This is a genomic window from Delftia sp. Lp-1, assembly GCF_020523835.1.
GTDB lineage: Bacteria > Pseudomonadota > Gammaproteobacteria > Burkholderiales > Burkholderiaceae_C > Comamonas > Comamonas acidovorans.
The window spans coordinates 755926-771215 of sequence record NZ_JAJALJ010000003.1; the positions used below are offsets into that span (position 1 = coordinate 755926).

Below are 15290 nucleotides of genomic sequence, written 5' to 3' on the forward strand. Positions count from 1 at the left end.
TTCCATGCAAAATAGCACGAACGTTCGTTTTAACAAGAATTTCGCATGTCCAGCGTTTCCGCCCCACGCCGCACCACCCGTTTGACCGCTGACGCCACGGCCGATCCCAAGGCGGGCTCTTCCGCGCACGAAGCCGCTGCGCCCGCGCCGCGCCGCGCGCTGCACAAGGGGCAGCAGACCAAGGCCACCATTGTGGAGGCTGCCCTCAACCTGGCCACGCACATTGGCCTTGAGGGCCTGTCCATCGGCGCTCTGGCCGAGCTGACGGGCATGAGCAAGTCGGGCGTGTTCGCGCATTTTGGCTCGCGCGAGGAGCTGCAGATTTCCGTGGTGCATGAGTACCACGACCGTTTCGAGCAGGAAGTGTTCTTTCCCGCGCTGGAGGCGCCGCGCGGCGTGGCGCGTCTGCGGGCGCTGTTCGACAACTGGATGAAGCGCACTTCGATCGAGCTGGACTCGGGCTGCATCTATATCAGCGGCGCCGTGGAGTTTGACGACCGCACGGGGCCTGTGCGCGATGCGCTGACGGCCTCGGTCCAGACCTGGCATGCAGCCATGCGCCGCACCATCGTGCAGTGCCGCGAAAGCGGCGACCTGCGTGCCGACCTGGACGAGAACCAGCTGCTGTTCGAGATCCACGGGCTGATCCTGGCCCTGCATTACGAGGCGCGCTTCCTGCGCAATGAAGGCTCGATGCAGCGCGCCATCGACGGCTTCGAGAGCATTCTGGCGCGCTACGCCAGCCCGACCTGATTTTTCAGTTTCACCGTTTCCACCGCATCCACTGCAAACCCCGCCAACACAGGAGAAGACAAATGCCCAGCTACAACCCGCCCCTGCGCGACATGCAATTCCTCATGCACGAGGTGTTCAAGGTCACGGACGACTACCAGCAGATGACGGCGCATGCCGAGGTCGATGCCGACACCATCAATGCCGTGCTCGAAGAGGCGGGCAAGTTCGCGGCCAACGTGACGTTTCCGCTGAACATCAGCGGCGATGCAGAGGGCTGCGTGCTGAACAAGGAAACCCACGAGGTCACCACACCCAAGGGCTTCAAGGAGGCCTACCAGAAGTACGTGGAAGGCGGCTGGCCTTCGCTGTCCTGCGATACGGCCTACGGCGGCCAGGGCCTGCCCTTTGCGGTGAACTCGGCGGTGTACGAGATGCTCAACAGCGCCAACCAGGCCTGGACCATGTACCCGGGCCTGTCGCACGGCGCCTATGAAGCCCTGCATGTGCACGGCACGGAAGAGCAAAAGAAGCTGTACCTGCCCAAGCTGACCAGCGGCGAGTGGACCGGCACCATGTGCCTGACCGAGCCCCATTGCGGCACCGACCTGGGCCTGCTGCGCACCAAGGCCGAGCCCGTGGCCGGCGCGCCCGAGGGCACCTACAAGATCACCGGCAACAAGATCTTCATCAGCGCGGGCGAGCACGATTTCACTGACAACATCGTCCACCTGGTGCTGGCCAGACTGCCCGATGCGCCGGTAGGCTCCAAGGGCATCAGCCTGTTCGTGGTGCCCAAGTTCGTGGTCAAGGCAGATGGTTCGCTGGGCGAGCGCAACCCCATCTTCTGCGGTGCGCTGGAGCACAAGATGGGCATCCATGGCAATGCCACGGCACAGATCAATATCGACGGCGCCATCGGCACCCTGGTGGGCCAGCCGAACAAGGGCCTGCAGGCCATGTTCGTGATGATGAATGCCGCCCGCCTGGGCGTGGGCAACCAGTCGCTGGGCCTGACCGAGGTGGCCTACCAGAACGCCCTGGCCTATGCCAAGGACCGCCTGCAGATGCGCAGCCTGTCGGGCACCAAGGCCAAGGACAAGCCGGCCGATCCCATCATCGTCCACCCCGACGTGCGCCGCATGCTGCTGACGGCCAAGGCCTATGCCGAAGGGGGCCGCGCGCTGGTGACCTACTGCGCCTTCCTGATCGACAAGGAGTTCAACCACCCCGACGAAAAGGTGCGCAAGGACAGCGCCGAGCTGGTGGCGCTGCTGACGCCCATCGTCAAGGCTTTCATCACCGACAACGGCTGGACGGCCACCACCATGAGCCAGCAGGTCTATGGCGGCCATGGCTTCATCACCGAATGGGGCATGGAGCAGTTCGTGCGCGATGCGCGCATCAACATGATCTATGAAGGCACGAACGGCATCCAGGCGCTGGACCTGCTGGGCCGCAAGGTGCTGGGCAACCAGGGCGCCTCGCTCAAGAAGTTCGGCAAGCTGGTGGCGCAACTGGTGGAGGAAGAGGGCGTCAACGAGAAGATGGCCGAGTTCATCAACCCCATCGCCTACTTGGGCGACCAGATGACCAAGTTCACCACCGAGATCGGCTTCAAGGGCATGCAAAACCCCGACGAGGTGGGTGCCGCGTCCGTGGACTACCTGCGTGTGGCGGGCCACCTGGTGTTCGGCTACTTCTTCGCCCGCATGGCCCAGGTGGCATTGCGCGAAATCGCCAACGGCAACACCGACCCGTTCTACCAGGCCAAGCTGCAGACCGCGCGCTTTTACTTCGCCAAGCTGCTGCCCGAGACCGCCACGCTCATGCGCACGGCCCGCGCAGGCAGCAAGTCGCTGATGGACACGGACGCAGCGCTGGCCTGAACGGCTTCACTCCAACATGGGAGCGCGGGCTGTGCGCATCAGCGTGGCCTGCGCGCCTTTCTAGGCGAAAGGGGTTTGAAATGAAGGCATATCAAGCACTGGCAGCAATGGTCCTGGGCCTCACGGCTGCCGCAGCGCAGGCGCAGATGACGCCCGTGGGCCTGTGGAAGAGCGTCGACGACAAGAGCGGCGAAGCCAAGTCCGAGATCCGCGTGGCCGAGAACGACGGCGTGGTCACGGGCCGCATCGAGCAGATCCTGCGCAAGGGTGCCGATCCGGCCGCCACCTGCACCGAGTGTTCTGACGACCGCAAAGGCCAGCCGCTCAAGGGGCTGGAGATCATCCGCGGCGCCAAGAAGGCCGAGGGCAAGGACGTCTGGGAAGGCGGCAAGATCCTCGACCCCGAAAACGGCAAGACCTACACCCTGCGCCTGACGCCCATCGAGAGCGGCGCCAAGCTCGAGGTGCGTGGCTCCATCGGCCCCTTCGGCCGCACCCAGACCTGGGTGCGCGTGCAGTAACCATTCCGGAGGGCGGCCGCAGCGGCCGCCTTCCTCCCACTTGTGGAACATCCATGTCCCGATTCAATGTGAAGAAAGTCGCCGTGCTCGGCGCTGGCGTGATGGGAGCGCAGATCGCGGCCCATCTGGTCAATGTCAAGGTGCCCGTGGTGCTGTTCGACCTGCCTGCCAAGGAAGGCCCGAAAAGCGGCATCGCCGAGCGCGCCATCGCCAACCTCAAGAAGCTCAAGCCTTCGCCCATTGGCGTGGCCGAGGACGCGGACCTGATCCAGCCCGCCAACTACGAGGAGCACCTCAAGCTGCTCAAGGGCTGCGACCTGATCATCGAGGCCATTGCCGAGCGCATGGACTGGAAGCTCGATCTGTACACCAAGATCGCGCCCCATGTGGCCAAGCACGCCATCGTGGCGTCCAACACCTCGGGCCTGTCCATCACCAAGCTGTCCGAGGCGCTGCCCGACGCGATCAAGCCGCGCTTTTGCGGCATCCACTTCTTCAACCCGCCGCGCTACATGCCGCTGGTGGAGCTGATCGCCACGCCGACCACGCAGCCCGTGGTGCTGGACCAGCTCGAAGCCTTCGTCACCAGCGGCCTGGGCAAGGGCGTGGTGCGCGCCAAGGACACGCCCAACTTCATCGCCAACCGCATCGGCATCGCCGGCATGCTGGCCACCATGAAGGAGGTCGAGAACTTCGGCCTGACTTTCGACGTGGTCGATGACCTCACCGGCAAGAAGCTGGGCCGCGCATCCAGCGGCACCTTCCGCACGGCCGACGTGGTGGGCCTGGACACCATGGCCCATGTGATCAAGACGCTGCAGGACAACCTCAGCGCCGAGACCGATCCCTTCTACGGCAGCTTCGGCACGCCGCCCGTGCTGGCCAAGCTGATCGAGCTGGGCAACCTGGGCCAGAAGGCGAAGAAGGGCTTCTACAAGAAGGTCGGCCGCGACATCCTGCAGTTCGAGCTGGACAGCGAGGACTACGTGCCCGCAGGCGGCAAGGCCGACGAGGTCTATGGCCGCATGCTCAAGAGGCCCGCTGCCGAGCGCCTGAAGCTGCTGCGCAATGCCGAGGGCGCGCAGGGCCGCTTCCTGTGGGCCATCCTGCGCAACAGCTTCCACTACGCGGCCATCCACCTGGAGAGCATTGCCGAGTCGGCACGCGACGTGGACCAGGCCATGCGCTGGGGCTTCGGCATGAAGCAGGGCCCCTTCGAGCTGTGGCAGGAAGCCGGCTGGCTGGAAGTGGCGAAGATGGTGCAGGAGGACATCGATGCCGGCAAGGCATTGAGCAAGGCACCTCTGCCCAAGTGGGTCTTCGAAGGCCCCGTGGCCGAGGCGGGTGGCGTGCACACGGCGCAGGGCTCGTGGAGCCCTGCTAAGGGCCAGTTCGTGCCCCGCCGCGTGCTGCCCGTCTACGAGCGCCAGATCTTCCCCGAGAAGCTGCTGGGCGAAGACAGCCTGCCTGACTGGAAGACGGCTGGCACCACGATCGCCGAATCCAAGGCGCTGCGCACCTGGACGCTGGACGGCCAGATCCTGATCGCCAGCATCAAGAACAAGATGCACGCCATCAGCCCCGAAGTCATGGAAGCGCTGATGGAAGCCGTGGACGTGGCCGAGGCCGACTTCCAGGGCATGGTCATCTGGTCGGGCGATGCGCCGTTCAGCGTGGGCGCCGACCTGGAGGCCACCATGCCGGCCTTCGTGATCGGCGGCGCCGACGCCATCGAAAGCGTGGAGCAGGAGCTGCAAAACCTGATGCTGCGCATCCGCTACGCCCAGGTGCCCGTGGTTGCGGCCATCCATGGCATGGCGCTGGGCGGCGGCTGCGAGCTGGCCGTCTACAGCGCGCGCCGCGTGGCGCATATGGAAAGCTACATCGGCCTGGTGGAAGTCGGCGTGGGCCTGGTGCCTGGCGCGGGCGGCCTGACCTACATCGCGCGCCGCGCGGCAGAGAACGCCGCCACCAGCACGGGCAAGGACCTGCTGCCCTTCCTGACCGAAGGCTTCACGGCCGCGGCCATGGCCAAGGTGGGCACCAGTGCCATCGAGTCGCGCAAGCTGGGCTACCTGCTGGACAGCGACCTCATCGTGCCGCACAAGGACGAGCTGCTCTTCGTCGCCATCAACGAGGCCAAGTCCATGGCCGCAGGCGGCTGGCGCGCGCCGCTGCCGCGCAGCTTCCCCGTGGCGGGACGCAGCGGCGTGGCCACCATCAAGGGCTCGCTGGTCAACATGCGTGACGGCGGCTTCATCAGCGAGTTCGACCAGCATGTGGCCAGCCTGATCGCCAACGTGGTCTGCGGCGGCGACGTGGATGCGGGCACCCTGGTGGACGAGGCCTATCTGATGAAGCTCGAACGCAAGGCGTTCTGCCACCTGATCGGCCATCCGAAGACCCATGAACGCATTCTCGGAATGCTGAACACCGGCAAACCCGTCCGCAATTGAGGCAGATCGAGGAGAGACAAGACATGAAACAAATCCAAGACGCCTACATCGTCGCCGCCACGCGCACGCCCATCGGCAAGTCGCACAAGGGCTTTTTCCGCAACTACCGTCCCGACGACCTGCTGGCGACCACGCTGAAGGCCGCGCTGGCCCAGGTGCCGGGGCTGGACCCGGCTGCCATCGAGGACATCATCTGCGGCTGCGCCATCCCCGAGGCCCAGCAGGGCCTGAACGTGGCACGCATCAGCGCCGTGCTGGCGGGCCTGCCCACCAGCGTGGGCGGCATCACCGTGAACCGCTTCTGCGCCTCGGGCCTGTCGGCCGTGGCCATGGCGGCGGACCGCATTCGCGTGGGCGAGGCCGACGTGATGATCGCGGCCGGCGTCGAGAGCATGAGCATGGTGCCCATGATGGGCAACGCGCCCTCGCTGTCGCCGTCCATCTTCGAGCGCGATGGCGACGTGGGCATTGCCTACGGCATGGGCCTGACGGCCGAGAAGGTGGCCCAGCAGTGGAAGGTCTCGCGCGATGCGCAGGACGCCTTTGCGCTGGAGTCGCACCGCCGTGCCCTGGCCGCGCAGCAGGCCGGTGAGTTCAAGGACGAGATCACGCCCATCGAGGTCACCGACCGGGGCCTGGACCTGGCCAAGGGCGAGCCCGTGGTGCGCACGCGCACCGTGGAGCTGGACGAGGGAGCACGCCCCGACACCAGCCTGGAAGGCCTGGGCAAGCTGCGCACCGTGTTCGCGGCGCGCGGCTCGGTGACGGCTGGCAACAGCTCGCAGACCAGCGATGGCGCAGGCGCGCTGATCCTGGCCAGCGGCGCTGCCGTGCAGCGCTTCGGCCTCACGCCTCTGGCGCGCTTCGTGAGCTATGCCAGCAAGGGCGTGCCGCCGGCCATCATGGGCATCGGCCCCATCGAGGCCATCCCGGCAGCACTGCGCTATGCGGGCCTCAAGCAGGACGACATCGACTGGTTCGAACTCAACGAAGCCTTTGCCGCCCAGTCGCTGGCCGTGGTCAACACGCTGGGCCTGGACCCCGCCAAGGTCAATCCCATGGGCGGCGCGATTGCCCTGGGCCACCCGCTGGGTGCCACGGGCGCCATCCGCTCGGCCACCGTGGTGCATGCGCTGCGCCGCAAGCAATTGCGCTACGGCATGGTGACGATGTGCGTCGGAATGGGCCAGGGCGCCGCCGGCATCTTCGAGAGGATGTAGCACCCCCTGAGCGGCTTTGCCGCTTCCCCCGTTGCACGGCGCCTCTCTACTCGCTGCGCGAGGGAGGGGGACGACACCCTCGGTGCGGGGCGGCGCGGCCGGCCTAGGCCCTTCCTTGGTGTCCCTGGCGTGGGGCCGCGCCGGTTTTTGACTTGGTGTCAGCACATTGCGGCACCGACCAGGAGACAGCCATGGAACAACACCAACTCAGCAGCGATGGCGCCACGCTGGCGCTGCGCGTCTACACGCCCGCTGGCCCGCCGCGCGCCAGCGTGGTCATCGGCGGGGCCATGGGGGTGCGCCAGGCCTTCTACGAGGCCTTTGCCACCTGGCTTGCGGGCCAGGGCTATCGGGTGACCAGCTTTGACTACCGGGGCCATGGCGATTCCCTGCAAGGCTCTTTGCGCCAGGTGCGTGCCGACCTGTGCGACTGGGCGCGCGACTACGAGGCCGTGATTGCCCATGCCAAGGCGCAGTTGCCGGACCAGCCGCTGTTCCTGATCGGCCACAGCCTGGGCGCCCAGCTGCCGGGCCTGCTGCGCTCCCCGCAACTGGTGGACGGCCTTTTGAGCATTGCGGCCGGCAGCGGCTACTGGCGTGACAATGCGCCCCGCCTCAAGCGCATGGTTCCCTATTTCTGGCATGTGCTGGTGCCCGTGGCCACGCGCCTGTGCGGCTACTTTCCGGGCCGGCGCCTGCGCAAGGTGGGCGACCTGCCGGCCGGCGTCATGCTGCAGTGGCGCCGCTGGTGCCTGAATCCGCGCTACAGCGTGGGTGCCGAGGGCGAGGCCGCCGCGCGCAGCTACGCCGCCGTGCGCTTTCCGGTGATGGCGCTGTCCATGAGCGACGACGAACTCATGACCTGGCGCGGCACCGAGCACCTGTTCGCGCTCTACGCCAATGCCCCCAGCCGCATCGAGCGCATCGAACCCAAGGCCCTGCAGTTGCGGCGCATAGGGCATTTCGGCTTCTTCCGCGCCGATATGCGCGACGCGCTCTGGGGCCGGGCCGTGGACGTGTTCTCGGGCTGGACCAAGGCGCCGGCCGCCGCGGCCCACCCGCGCTTTCCCTCACCCGCAGAGTCGCCGGCTTGACGGACGCGGGCCCCGCTTGCCATCACACTCGTTTGCCATGAGCACAGACATCCATCCTCTCGACCAGGCCGTGGCGCTTACGCCCACCGGCGCCGTTGGCCACTACCAGGGCCAGACCACGCAGGACTACTGGAACATGGTGGGCCCGTACGGCGGCATCACCGCCGCCGCGCTGGTGCAGGCCATCCAGCAGCATCCGCTGTGCCTGGGCGATCCGCTGTCCGTCACCGTCAACTACGCGGCCGCGCTGGGCGCGGGGCGCTTCGATATCGAAGCCCGCCCCGTTCGCACCAACCGCTCCACCCAGCACTGGCTGCTGACCATCACCCAGCCTGACCAGGACGGCGATGCCCAGGTCGTGACCACGGCAACGGCCGTCACGGCCGTGCGGCGCAGCACCTGGGGCGGCACCGACCTGGCCATGCCCGAGGTGCCGTCGCCCGCCACCGTGCCGCGCGTGCCGCCGCTGGGCGGCGTGGAATGGCTCAACCGCTACGACATGCGCTTTCTCGACGGCATCATTCCCCAGACCTGGGATGGCCGCGAGACCGACAGCCTCACGCGCCTGTGGGTGCGCGACGAGCCGCCGCGCGCACTGGATTTTTGCGCGCTGGCCGGCCTGGCTGACGTATTCTTCCCGCGCGTGTGGCTGCGCCGCGCACAGCGCACCCCGGCGGGCACGGTGTCCATCACCGTCTACTTCCATGCGGGGCGCGAGGAACTGGCCGCCGCAGGCACGGGCCACCTGCTGGCCCAGGCGCGCGGCCAGGAATTTCGCAACGGCTTCTTCGACCAGAGCGCCCAGCTGTGGAGCGAGGCCGGCGTGATGCTGGCGAGCAGCCACCAGATCGTGTATTTCAAGGAATAAGCAAGGCAAGACCATCATGAGCGAAACCACCCAGGACATCCTCGTGCACACCGAAGCCGGTGTCTGCACCATCACCTTCAACCGCGCAGACAAGAAGAACTCCATCACCGAGGCCATGTACGCCAGCATGGCCGACGCGCTGGCCCAGGCCGGCGAAGACGCCGCCGTGCGCTGCGTGGTCTTCCAGGGCGACATGGCCATCTTCAGCGCGGGCAACGACATTGCCGACTTCCTCAAGCAGTCGGCCGGCGGCGCCGCCAGGCCGGAGGGCGAGCAGCGCCCCGTCTGGCGCTTCCTGCACAACATCGCCGCCTTTCCCAAGCCCGTGATCGCCGCCGTCTGCGGCCCGGCCGTGGGCATCGGCACGACCTTGCTGCTGCACTGCGACCTGGTCTATGCGGGCGACAACGCGGCCTTCTCGCTGCCCTTCGTGAACCTGGGCCTGTGCCCCGAAGCGGCCTCCAGCCTGCTGCTGCCCCAGATGCTCGGCTACCACCGCGCGGCCGAGGCCCTGCTGCTGGGCGAGCCCTTCCTGGCCGAAGCCGCCCTGGAAGTGGGCCTGGTCAACCGCGTCGTGCCGCCCAGCGAATGCAACGCGCTGGCCCAGGCCCAGGCCAGGAAGCTGGCGGCCAAGCCGCTGTCGGCCCTGATCGAGACCAAGCGCCTCATGAAGGCCGGCCAGTCCGGCCTGGTGCGCGAGCGCATGGCCGAGGAGGGCGCGAGCTTCGGCAAGCTGATGGGCGGGCCTGCTGCCAAGGAGGCGTTCACCGCGTTCATGGAGAAGCGCAAGCCGGACTTCAGCCAGTGCTGAAATCCACGAAGGCCTCCGAGGCGCCCGTGCAATTCGAGCCCGAGTTCATCGCCGGGCTGCGCGAAGTGTTCGAGCGCCAGATCGCCTTCAACCAGGTGCTGGGCCTGCGCATCACCGAAGTGCTGCCCGAGCGGGTTGAAGGCCGCATCACCATGCGGCCCGAGCTCATAGGCCACGCCGCCTACCAGCGCATCCACGGAGGCGTGATCAGCGCCGGCCTGGACTCCATGGGCGGCCTGGCCGTCATGGCGGCCATCGGTGCCAAGCACATGGACGATGCGCCGCTGCAGCGCCTGCACCGCTTCTCGCGCCTGGGCACCATCGACCTGCGCGTGGACTACCTGCGCCCCGGCATAGGCAGCGAATTCATCCTGCGCGCCGAGGTGCTGCGGCTGGGTTCGCGCGTGGCCAACACGCGCATGGAATTCCTGGGGGCCGATGGCAGCTTGCTGTCCACGGGGACGGCGGCGTACATCGTTTCTTGAAGCATGGCCCGCTGACTGCGGGCCTTCTTTTTGCGTCTTTTCACCCCCAGCGCGCGCGCCACACGGCCCAGGCCGTGCCTGCGCCATAGGCGGCCATGGCCACGGCCACGAGGATGAAAAGCGACTGGGCGCTGCCCAGGCCGCTGGACATGAGCCAGCCGCCGCCCACCACCACGATCAGCAGGCGCACCGTGCCGGCCAGCACGGGAGCCCAGACGCGGCCTGCGCCCAGGGAGGCGAAGTACAGCACCAGTCCCAGGCCGAACAGCCCGAAGGCTGGGCCCACGGTGCGCAGGTAGAGGTCGGCATAGGCGCGCACGGCCGGGTCGCCGGTGAAGATGCCTGACCACAGCTGCGGCCAGACCATGACCACCAGCCCCAGCACGCCCAGCAGGGCCGCGGCCATGGCGCCGCCCGACCAGGCCACGCGGCGCGCGCGGGCCACCTGGCCGGCGCCCATGGCCATGCCCACCATGGGCACGGCGGCCATGCCCACGCCGAAGGCCATGGGGATCAGCAGGAACTCCAGCCGCTGGCCTATGCCGTAGCCGGCCAGGGCCAGCGGGCCCAGGCGGGCGACCATGCCTGTCAGCAGCAGCGCGGCCAGCGCCGTTTGCACGGGGGACAGGCAGGCAAGGGCGCCCACGCGCAGGATGTCGCGAAACATGGGCCAGGCCAGGCGCGGCGTGCGCCAGTCCAGCTGCAGGCGCTGCTGGCCCCACTGCAGGTAGGCCAGAAAGGCCGCCACGGCCAGCACCATGGCCACGATGTTGCCCACGGCCACGCCCGGCAGGCCCCAGCGCGGCATGGGCCCCAGGCCCAGCCCCAGCGTGCCGCCCACCACGATCTGCACCAGCGAGGCCGCAAAGATCACGGCCGACGGCATGCGCATATTGCCCGTGCCCCGCACCACCGAGGCCAGCGTATTGCACAGCCACACCAGGATGGCGCCGCTGAACAGCACGGCGCCAAAGCCCGTGGCCGCTGCCAGCACCTCGCCGCGCCCGCCCAGCCAGCCGTAGAAGGTGGCGCCGCAGAGCACGAAGATGAGCGAGTACAGCAGGCCTGCGATGGCGCCGATCACGATGGCGTGCAGGGCCAGTGCCGAGGCACGCGCGCCGTCGCCCGCGCCCAGCGCGCGGCTGATGGCCGAGGACACGCCGCTGCCCATGGCACCGTTGCTCATCATCTGCGTGAGCATGGCCAGCGGAAACACCAGGGCCATGGCCGCCAGCGATACGGTTCCCAGCTGCCCTACGTAGTAGGTCTCGGCCACGGCGACCAGCACCGACATGCTCAGCGCCACCATGTTGGGCACGGCCAGGCGCATCAGGGTGGAGGCGATGGGGCCACTGACCAACGGATGCGCGGACCCGCTGGCCGCAGCGCCAGGGGCTGCGGAGGGCAGGGCGGCGCTCATTCCGCGCTCTCCTGCGTGGCGGTTTCCAGCACGGGCAGCATGCCCAGCACCAGGCTTTCCAGCGCGCCGATCTGCTCGCTGCCGCACAGCTCGCGCACGCGCTGCTGGGCCTGGCGCCACAGGGCGGCAGCCTCGCGGATGCGGGCGCGACCTTCGGGCGTGACCACCACGCAGCGGCTGCGCGCATCCGCGCCGGGAACCAGGTCGATGAAGCCGGCCTGCTGCAGCGTGCGCAGGTTGCGCGTCATCGTCGTGCGGTCGGTGTGCAACTGCTCGGCCAGGGCCGAGACCGTGGGCGGGCCGTCGGGCGCATTGCGTGCCTGCACCAGCAGGCTGAACTGCGTGCCGCGCAGGCCGCTGGGCGCCAGCGTGTCGTCATAGAGCTGGGAGATCTTGCGCGACAGGCTGCGCACCATGAAGCAGGTGCAGACCGGACTGGCGGCGCTTGAGGTGGAGGAGGTCATGGGGCGTGGGGCAGGTGGCCGGGAATGGAAATGAGTGTAGATGCACCTATTGATTTGCGCATGTCCGCTGCGCGACCTGCGCATGCGCGGTGTGTGATCGAGAAAGGCTTGCAAGCACATGAAACGGGAGAACCATCTCGTTACCGTTCTTGCGAGATGCCGGCATTTGTTGCCAGTTCGTGTGCGTAGCATCGGATTTTTCCGAAGGAGACCCACCCATGGCTGTTCAGAACCCGTTCTTTGGCAAGCGCGACAACGATGCTTTCACCTCCCGCAACACCCTGGGCAGCGGCACAGGCGCCGCCAGCACGGGCGGCAGCCCTTCGGGAGCCGTCATGCCCAGCTCCAGCGTGAGCAGCCCGGCATCCACCCAGCGCCAGGCCTCGCCTGTGTCGCAGGACTCTCCGGGCAGCAAGCTCACCGTGGGCCCCAACATCAAGCTCAAGGGCGTTGAGATCACCGATTGCGACACGCTGGTGGTCGAAGGCACGGTGGAGGCCACCATGGACTCGCGCGTGATCCAGATCGCCGAGCAGGGTGCCTTCCATGGCACGGCCGAGATCGATATCGCCGAGATCCATGGCGTGTTCGACGGCACGCTGACCGTGCGCGAAAAGCTGGTCATCTACGGCACGGGCAAGGTCAGCGGCAAGATCCGCTACGGCAAGGTGGTGATCGAAGAGGGCGGCGAGCTCACGGGCCAGATCGAGGCCGGTTCCTCGCCGCGTTCATCTTCGGGTTCGGCCGTGGCGTCCAGCGCCTCCAGCCTGTCCTCTTCCTCGTCCGCCGTCTCCAGCGACAGCGCCGCCAGCAGTTCCGCTGCCCTGGCTGCGGCCACCGCAGCGGCCTCGCTGCAGCCGCGCGTCACGCCGTCGCTGGCATGAGCCATCTCTGCTGCCGGAAATGAAAAAGCGACCTGCGAAGGTCGCTTTTTTCATGGCTGCAGAGGTGGGGCGGGTTCAGCCGGCCTGCTGCTGCTTGCGTTCTGCATTGCGCTCGGCCGCTGCGCGCCAGGAACGCACCTGGTCGTTGTCCGGCAGCGACTGGGGCTTGCCCTGGCCGTCGATGGCCACGTAGGTCAGCAGGGCTTCGGTCACCTTGACGAAGCGGCCCTGGTCGGCAAAGCGCTCGGCATAGACCTCGACATCGACCGTGACCGAGGTGCGGCCCACGCGCTGCACGCTGGAGTAGAACGACAGGATGTCGCCCACGCGCACGGGCTGCTTGAAGATGAACTCGTTCACGGCCACGGTGACCATGCGGCTCTGGCCCAGGCGCGAGGGCAGCACGGAACCTGCCAGGTCAACCTGCGCCATGACCCAGCCGCCGAAGATGTCGCCATTGGCGTTGACATCGGCGGGCATGGGAATGACCTTAAGAACCAGCTCCTTGTCTGCGGGCAAGGGATGGGGCGGGAGGTCTGGGCGGGGTGGCATGGGCACAATCGAGTCAATATAACAACCGAGAATTGTCTTTCATGCGACGCGAGAGCGCTTCCTCTACGGATTTACCCTTAGTCCCAACCCCGGCACCGTCGCGGGACTGGAACGCGCTGCGGCGCCTGCTGCCCTACCTGTGGCAATACAAGTGGCGCGTGCTGGCGGCGCTGGGCTTCATGATCGGGGCCAAGCTCGCCAACGTGGGCGTGCCGGTGCTGCTCAAGCACCTGGTCGATGCGCTGGATCTGAAGGCCGGCGACGCCCGCGCGGTGCTCGTCGTGCCCGTGGCCCTGCTGCTGGCCTACGGGCTGCTGCGCTTTTCCAGTTCGCTGTTCACCGAGCTGCGCGACCTGGTCTTTGCCAAGGCCACGCAGGGCGCCTCGCGGGCGATTGCGCTGTCCACCTTCGAGCACCTGCATGCGCTGAGCCTGCGCTTTCACCTGGAGCGCCAGACCGGCGGCATGACGCGCGACATCGAGCGCGGCGTGCGCAGCACCGAGTCGCTGATCTCGTATTCGCTCTACAGCATCCTGCCCACCTTCATCGAGATGGCGCTGGTGCTGGGTATCCTGGCGCTGCGCTTCGACATCTGGTTCGCGGTCATCACGCTGGCGGCGCTGGTGTTCTACATCACGTTCACCGTCACGGTGACCGAGTGGCGCACGCGCTTTCGGCGCGAGGCCAATGCCCAGGAGTCGGCGGCGCACACCAAGGCCATCGACTCGCTGCTGAACTACGAGACCGTCAAGTACTTCGGCAACGAGGGCTTCGAGGCGCGGCGCTATGACGAGAACCTGGAGGCGCTGCGCCGCGTGCGCCTCAAGAGCCAGACCACGCTGAGCATGCTCAACTGCGGGCAGCAGCTGATCATCGCCACGGCCCTGGTCGCCATCCTCTGGCGCGCCACGCAGGGCGTGGTGGACGGGCGGCTGTCGCTGGGCGACCTGGTCATGGTCAATGCCTTCATGATCCAGCTCTACATTCCGCTGGGCTTTCTGGGCGTGATCTACCGCGAGATCAAGCAGAGCCTGACCGACCTGGAGCGCATGTTCACCCTCATGGACAAGGAGCGCGAGGTGGCCGACGCGCCCGGCGCCCGGCCCCTGCCGGCCGACGGCGCGCCGCCCGAGCTGCGCTTCGAGCATGTGGACTTCGCCTATGACCCCGAGCGGCCCATCCTCAAGGATGTGAGCTTCACCATTCCCGCCGGCAAGACCGTGGCCGTGGTCGGCCCTTCGGGCTCGGGCAAGAGCACGCTGGCGCGGCTGATCTTCCGCTTCTACGACGTGCAGTCCGGCCATGTGCGCATCGCCGGGCACGACCTGCGCGAGCTGACCCAGGACAGCGTGCGCGGCGCCGTGGGCATCGTGCCGCAGGACACGGTGCTGTTCAACGACACGGTGGAATACAACATCGCCTACGGCCGCCCCGGCGCCAGCCGGGACCAGGTGGTGGCGGCCGCGCGCGCCGCGCGCATCCACGACTTCATCGAGGCCACGCCCCAGGGCTATGCCACGCGGGTGGGCGAGCGAGGCCTCAAGCTGTCGGGCGGCGAAAAGCAGCGGGTGGCGATTGCGCGCACTCTGCTCAAGGACCCGCCCATCCTGATCTTTGACGAGGCGACCTCGGCGCTGGACTCGGCCAACGAGCGCGCCATCCAGGCCGAGCTGCAAAGCGCCGCGCGCAACAAGACGGCGCTGGTGATTGCCCACCGCCTGTCCACCGTGGTCGATGCGCACGAGATCCTGGTCATGGACGCGGGCCGCATCGTCGAGCGCGGCACCCACGCCCAGCTGGTCGCGGCGGGCGGGCGCTATGCGGACATGTGGGCGCTGCAGCAAAGCGGGGAGCCCGCTGTGCTGTAGCGCGGGGCGGCCGAGGGACCGGGCGG

The 15290-nt window shown here is 67.6% G+C and carries 14 protein-coding genes; 11 read left to right on the plus strand and 3 right to left on the minus strand.

Going from position 1 to position 15290, the window contains the following annotated elements:
* The first annotated feature begins 45 nt into the window (after nt 1-45).
* From LGR64_RS24440 to LGR64_RS24480, 9 genes are all read left to right on the plus strand, one after another.
* The gene (locus LGR64_RS24440) at nt 46-753 is read left to right on the plus strand and encodes a TetR/AcrR family transcriptional regulator (protein ID WP_141830351.1); all 708 of its coding nucleotides are present in this window, start codon (nt 46-48) and stop codon (nt 751-753) included.
* A 62-nt stretch (nt 754-815) separates the two neighbouring features.
* On the plus strand, nt 816-2621 hold the full coding sequence (locus LGR64_RS24445) for an acyl-CoA dehydrogenase C-terminal domain-containing protein (protein ID WP_141830349.1): 1806 nt from the start codon (nt 816-818) through the stop codon (nt 2619-2621).
* An 80-nt stretch (nt 2622-2701) separates the two neighbouring features.
* A complete protein-coding gene (locus LGR64_RS24450) occupies nt 2702-3142 on the plus strand; it encodes a DUF2147 domain-containing protein (RefSeq protein WP_141830347.1) in 441 nt (146 codons plus the stop codon).
* 53 nt (nt 3143-3195) lie between these two features.
* Entirely contained in the window at nt 3196-5598 is a 2403-nt protein-coding gene (locus LGR64_RS24455) for a 3-hydroxyacyl-CoA dehydrogenase/enoyl-CoA hydratase family protein (protein WP_141830345.1), read from the plus strand.
* Between the two features lie 23 nt (nt 5599-5621).
* Nucleotides 5622-6818, plus strand: coding sequence for an acetyl-CoA C-acyltransferase (locus LGR64_RS24460; protein WP_043789926.1), 1197 nt, complete (start codon nt 5622-5624; stop codon nt 6816-6818).
* A gap of 191 nt (nt 6819-7009) precedes the next feature.
* Nucleotides 7010-7912, plus strand: a complete 903-nt coding sequence (locus LGR64_RS24465) for an alpha/beta hydrolase family protein (protein ID WP_016451807.1) — start codon at nt 7010-7012, stop codon at nt 7910-7912.
* Between the two features lie 37 nt (nt 7913-7949).
* Nucleotides 7950-8780, plus strand: a complete 831-nt coding sequence (locus LGR64_RS24470; RefSeq protein ID WP_141830343.1) for an acyl-CoA thioesterase — start codon at nt 7950-7952, stop codon at nt 8778-8780.
* Between the two features lie 16 nt (nt 8781-8796).
* Nucleotides 8797-9591 carry an enoyl-CoA hydratase gene (locus LGR64_RS24475; RefSeq protein WP_013804194.1) on the plus strand — a complete coding sequence of 265 codons (795 nt, stop codon included), beginning with the start codon at nt 8797-8799 and terminating at the stop codon, nt 9589-9591.
* Complete coding sequence (locus tag LGR64_RS24480; RefSeq protein ID WP_043819902.1) at nt 9585-10076, plus strand: thioesterase family protein; 492 nt, start codon at nt 9585-9587, stop codon at nt 10074-10076. Before LGR64_RS24475 ends, LGR64_RS24480 begins: the two co-directional genes overlap by 7 nt.
* Nucleotides 10077-10116: 40 nt before the next feature.
* On the opposite strand, the gene LGR64_RS24485 is transcribed toward LGR64_RS24480, so the two are convergent.
* Together LGR64_RS24485 and LGR64_RS24490 are read right to left on the minus strand one after the other, a co-directional pair.
* A complete protein-coding gene (locus LGR64_RS24485; RefSeq protein WP_230357192.1) occupies nt 10117-11496 on the minus strand; it encodes an MATE family efflux transporter in 1380 nt (459 codons plus the stop codon).
* Nucleotides 11493-11960 (minus strand): MarR family winged helix-turn-helix transcriptional regulator, encoded by a 468-nt coding sequence (locus tag LGR64_RS24490; RefSeq protein WP_013804191.1) that lies wholly within the window; start codon nt 11958-11960, stop codon nt 11493-11495. The genes LGR64_RS24485 and LGR64_RS24490 overlap by 4 nt, the downstream gene beginning before the upstream one ends.
* Before the next feature lie 218 nt (nt 11961-12178).
* Here LGR64_RS24490 and LGR64_RS24495 point away from each other — a divergent pair, with 218 nt between their 5' ends.
* Nucleotides 12179-12844 (plus strand): bactofilin family protein, encoded by a 666-nt coding sequence (locus LGR64_RS24495; protein WP_012203277.1) that lies wholly within the window; start codon nt 12179-12181, stop codon nt 12842-12844.
* Nucleotides 12845-12919: 75 nt separating this feature from the next.
* Here the strand turns inward: LGR64_RS24495 and LGR64_RS24500 are convergent, their stop codons facing one another.
* Nucleotides 12920-13396 (minus strand): acyl-CoA thioesterase, encoded by a 477-nt coding sequence (locus tag LGR64_RS24500; RefSeq protein WP_012203278.1) that lies wholly within the window; start codon nt 13394-13396, stop codon nt 12920-12922.
* Nucleotides 13397-13437: 41 nt separating this feature from the next.
* Between LGR64_RS24500 and LGR64_RS24505 the strand changes: the two genes are divergently transcribed.
* Nucleotides 13438-15264 (plus strand): ABCB family ABC transporter ATP-binding protein/permease, encoded by a 1827-nt coding sequence (locus LGR64_RS24505; protein WP_230357194.1) that lies wholly within the window; start codon nt 13438-13440, stop codon nt 15262-15264.
* The last annotated feature ends 26 nt before the right edge of the window (nt 15265-15290 follow it).

What these genes read in the sequence shown, in the direction of transcription:
- LGR64_RS24445 (WP_141830349.1), top strand. Translation starts at nt 816, where the DNA reads ATGCCCAGCTACAACCCGCCCCTGCGCGACATGCAATTCCTCATGCAC.
- LGR64_RS24505 (WP_230357194.1), top strand. Translation starts at nt 13,438, where the DNA reads ATGCGACGCGAGAGCGCTTCCTCTACGGATTTACCCTTAGTCCCAACC.
- LGR64_RS24475 (WP_013804194.1), top strand. Translation starts at nt 8,797, where the DNA reads ATGAGCGAAACCACCCAGGACATCCTCGTGCACACCGAAGCCGGTGTC.
- LGR64_RS24440 (WP_141830351.1), top strand. Translation starts at nt 46, where the DNA reads ATGTCCAGCGTTTCCGCCCCACGCCGCACCACCCGTTTGACCGCTGAC.
- LGR64_RS24495 (WP_012203277.1), top strand. Translation starts at nt 12,179, where the DNA reads ATGGCTGTTCAGAACCCGTTCTTTGGCAAGCGCGACAACGATGCTTTC.
- LGR64_RS24490 (WP_013804191.1), bottom strand. Translation starts at nt 11,960, where the DNA reads ATGACCTCCTCCACCTCAAGCGCCGCCAGTCCGGTCTGCACCTGCTTC.
- LGR64_RS24500 (WP_012203278.1), bottom strand. Translation starts at nt 13,396, where the DNA reads ATGCCACCCCGCCCAGACCTCCCGCCCCATCCCTTGCCCGCAGACAAG.
- LGR64_RS24460 (WP_043789926.1), top strand. Translation starts at nt 5,622, where the DNA reads ATGAAACAAATCCAAGACGCCTACATCGTCGCCGCCACGCGCACGCCC.
- LGR64_RS24455 (WP_141830345.1), top strand. Translation starts at nt 3,196, where the DNA reads ATGTCCCGATTCAATGTGAAGAAAGTCGCCGTGCTCGGCGCTGGCGTG.
- LGR64_RS24485 (WP_230357192.1), bottom strand. Translation starts at nt 11,496, where the DNA reads ATGAGCGCCGCCCTGCCCTCCGCAGCCCCTGGCGCTGCGGCCAGCGGG.
- LGR64_RS24470 (WP_141830343.1), top strand. Translation starts at nt 7,950, where the DNA reads ATGAGCACAGACATCCATCCTCTCGACCAGGCCGTGGCGCTTACGCCC.
- LGR64_RS24450 (WP_141830347.1), top strand. Translation starts at nt 2,702, where the DNA reads ATGAAGGCATATCAAGCACTGGCAGCAATGGTCCTGGGCCTCACGGCT.
- LGR64_RS24465 (WP_016451807.1), top strand. Translation starts at nt 7,010, where the DNA reads ATGGAACAACACCAACTCAGCAGCGATGGCGCCACGCTGGCGCTGCGC.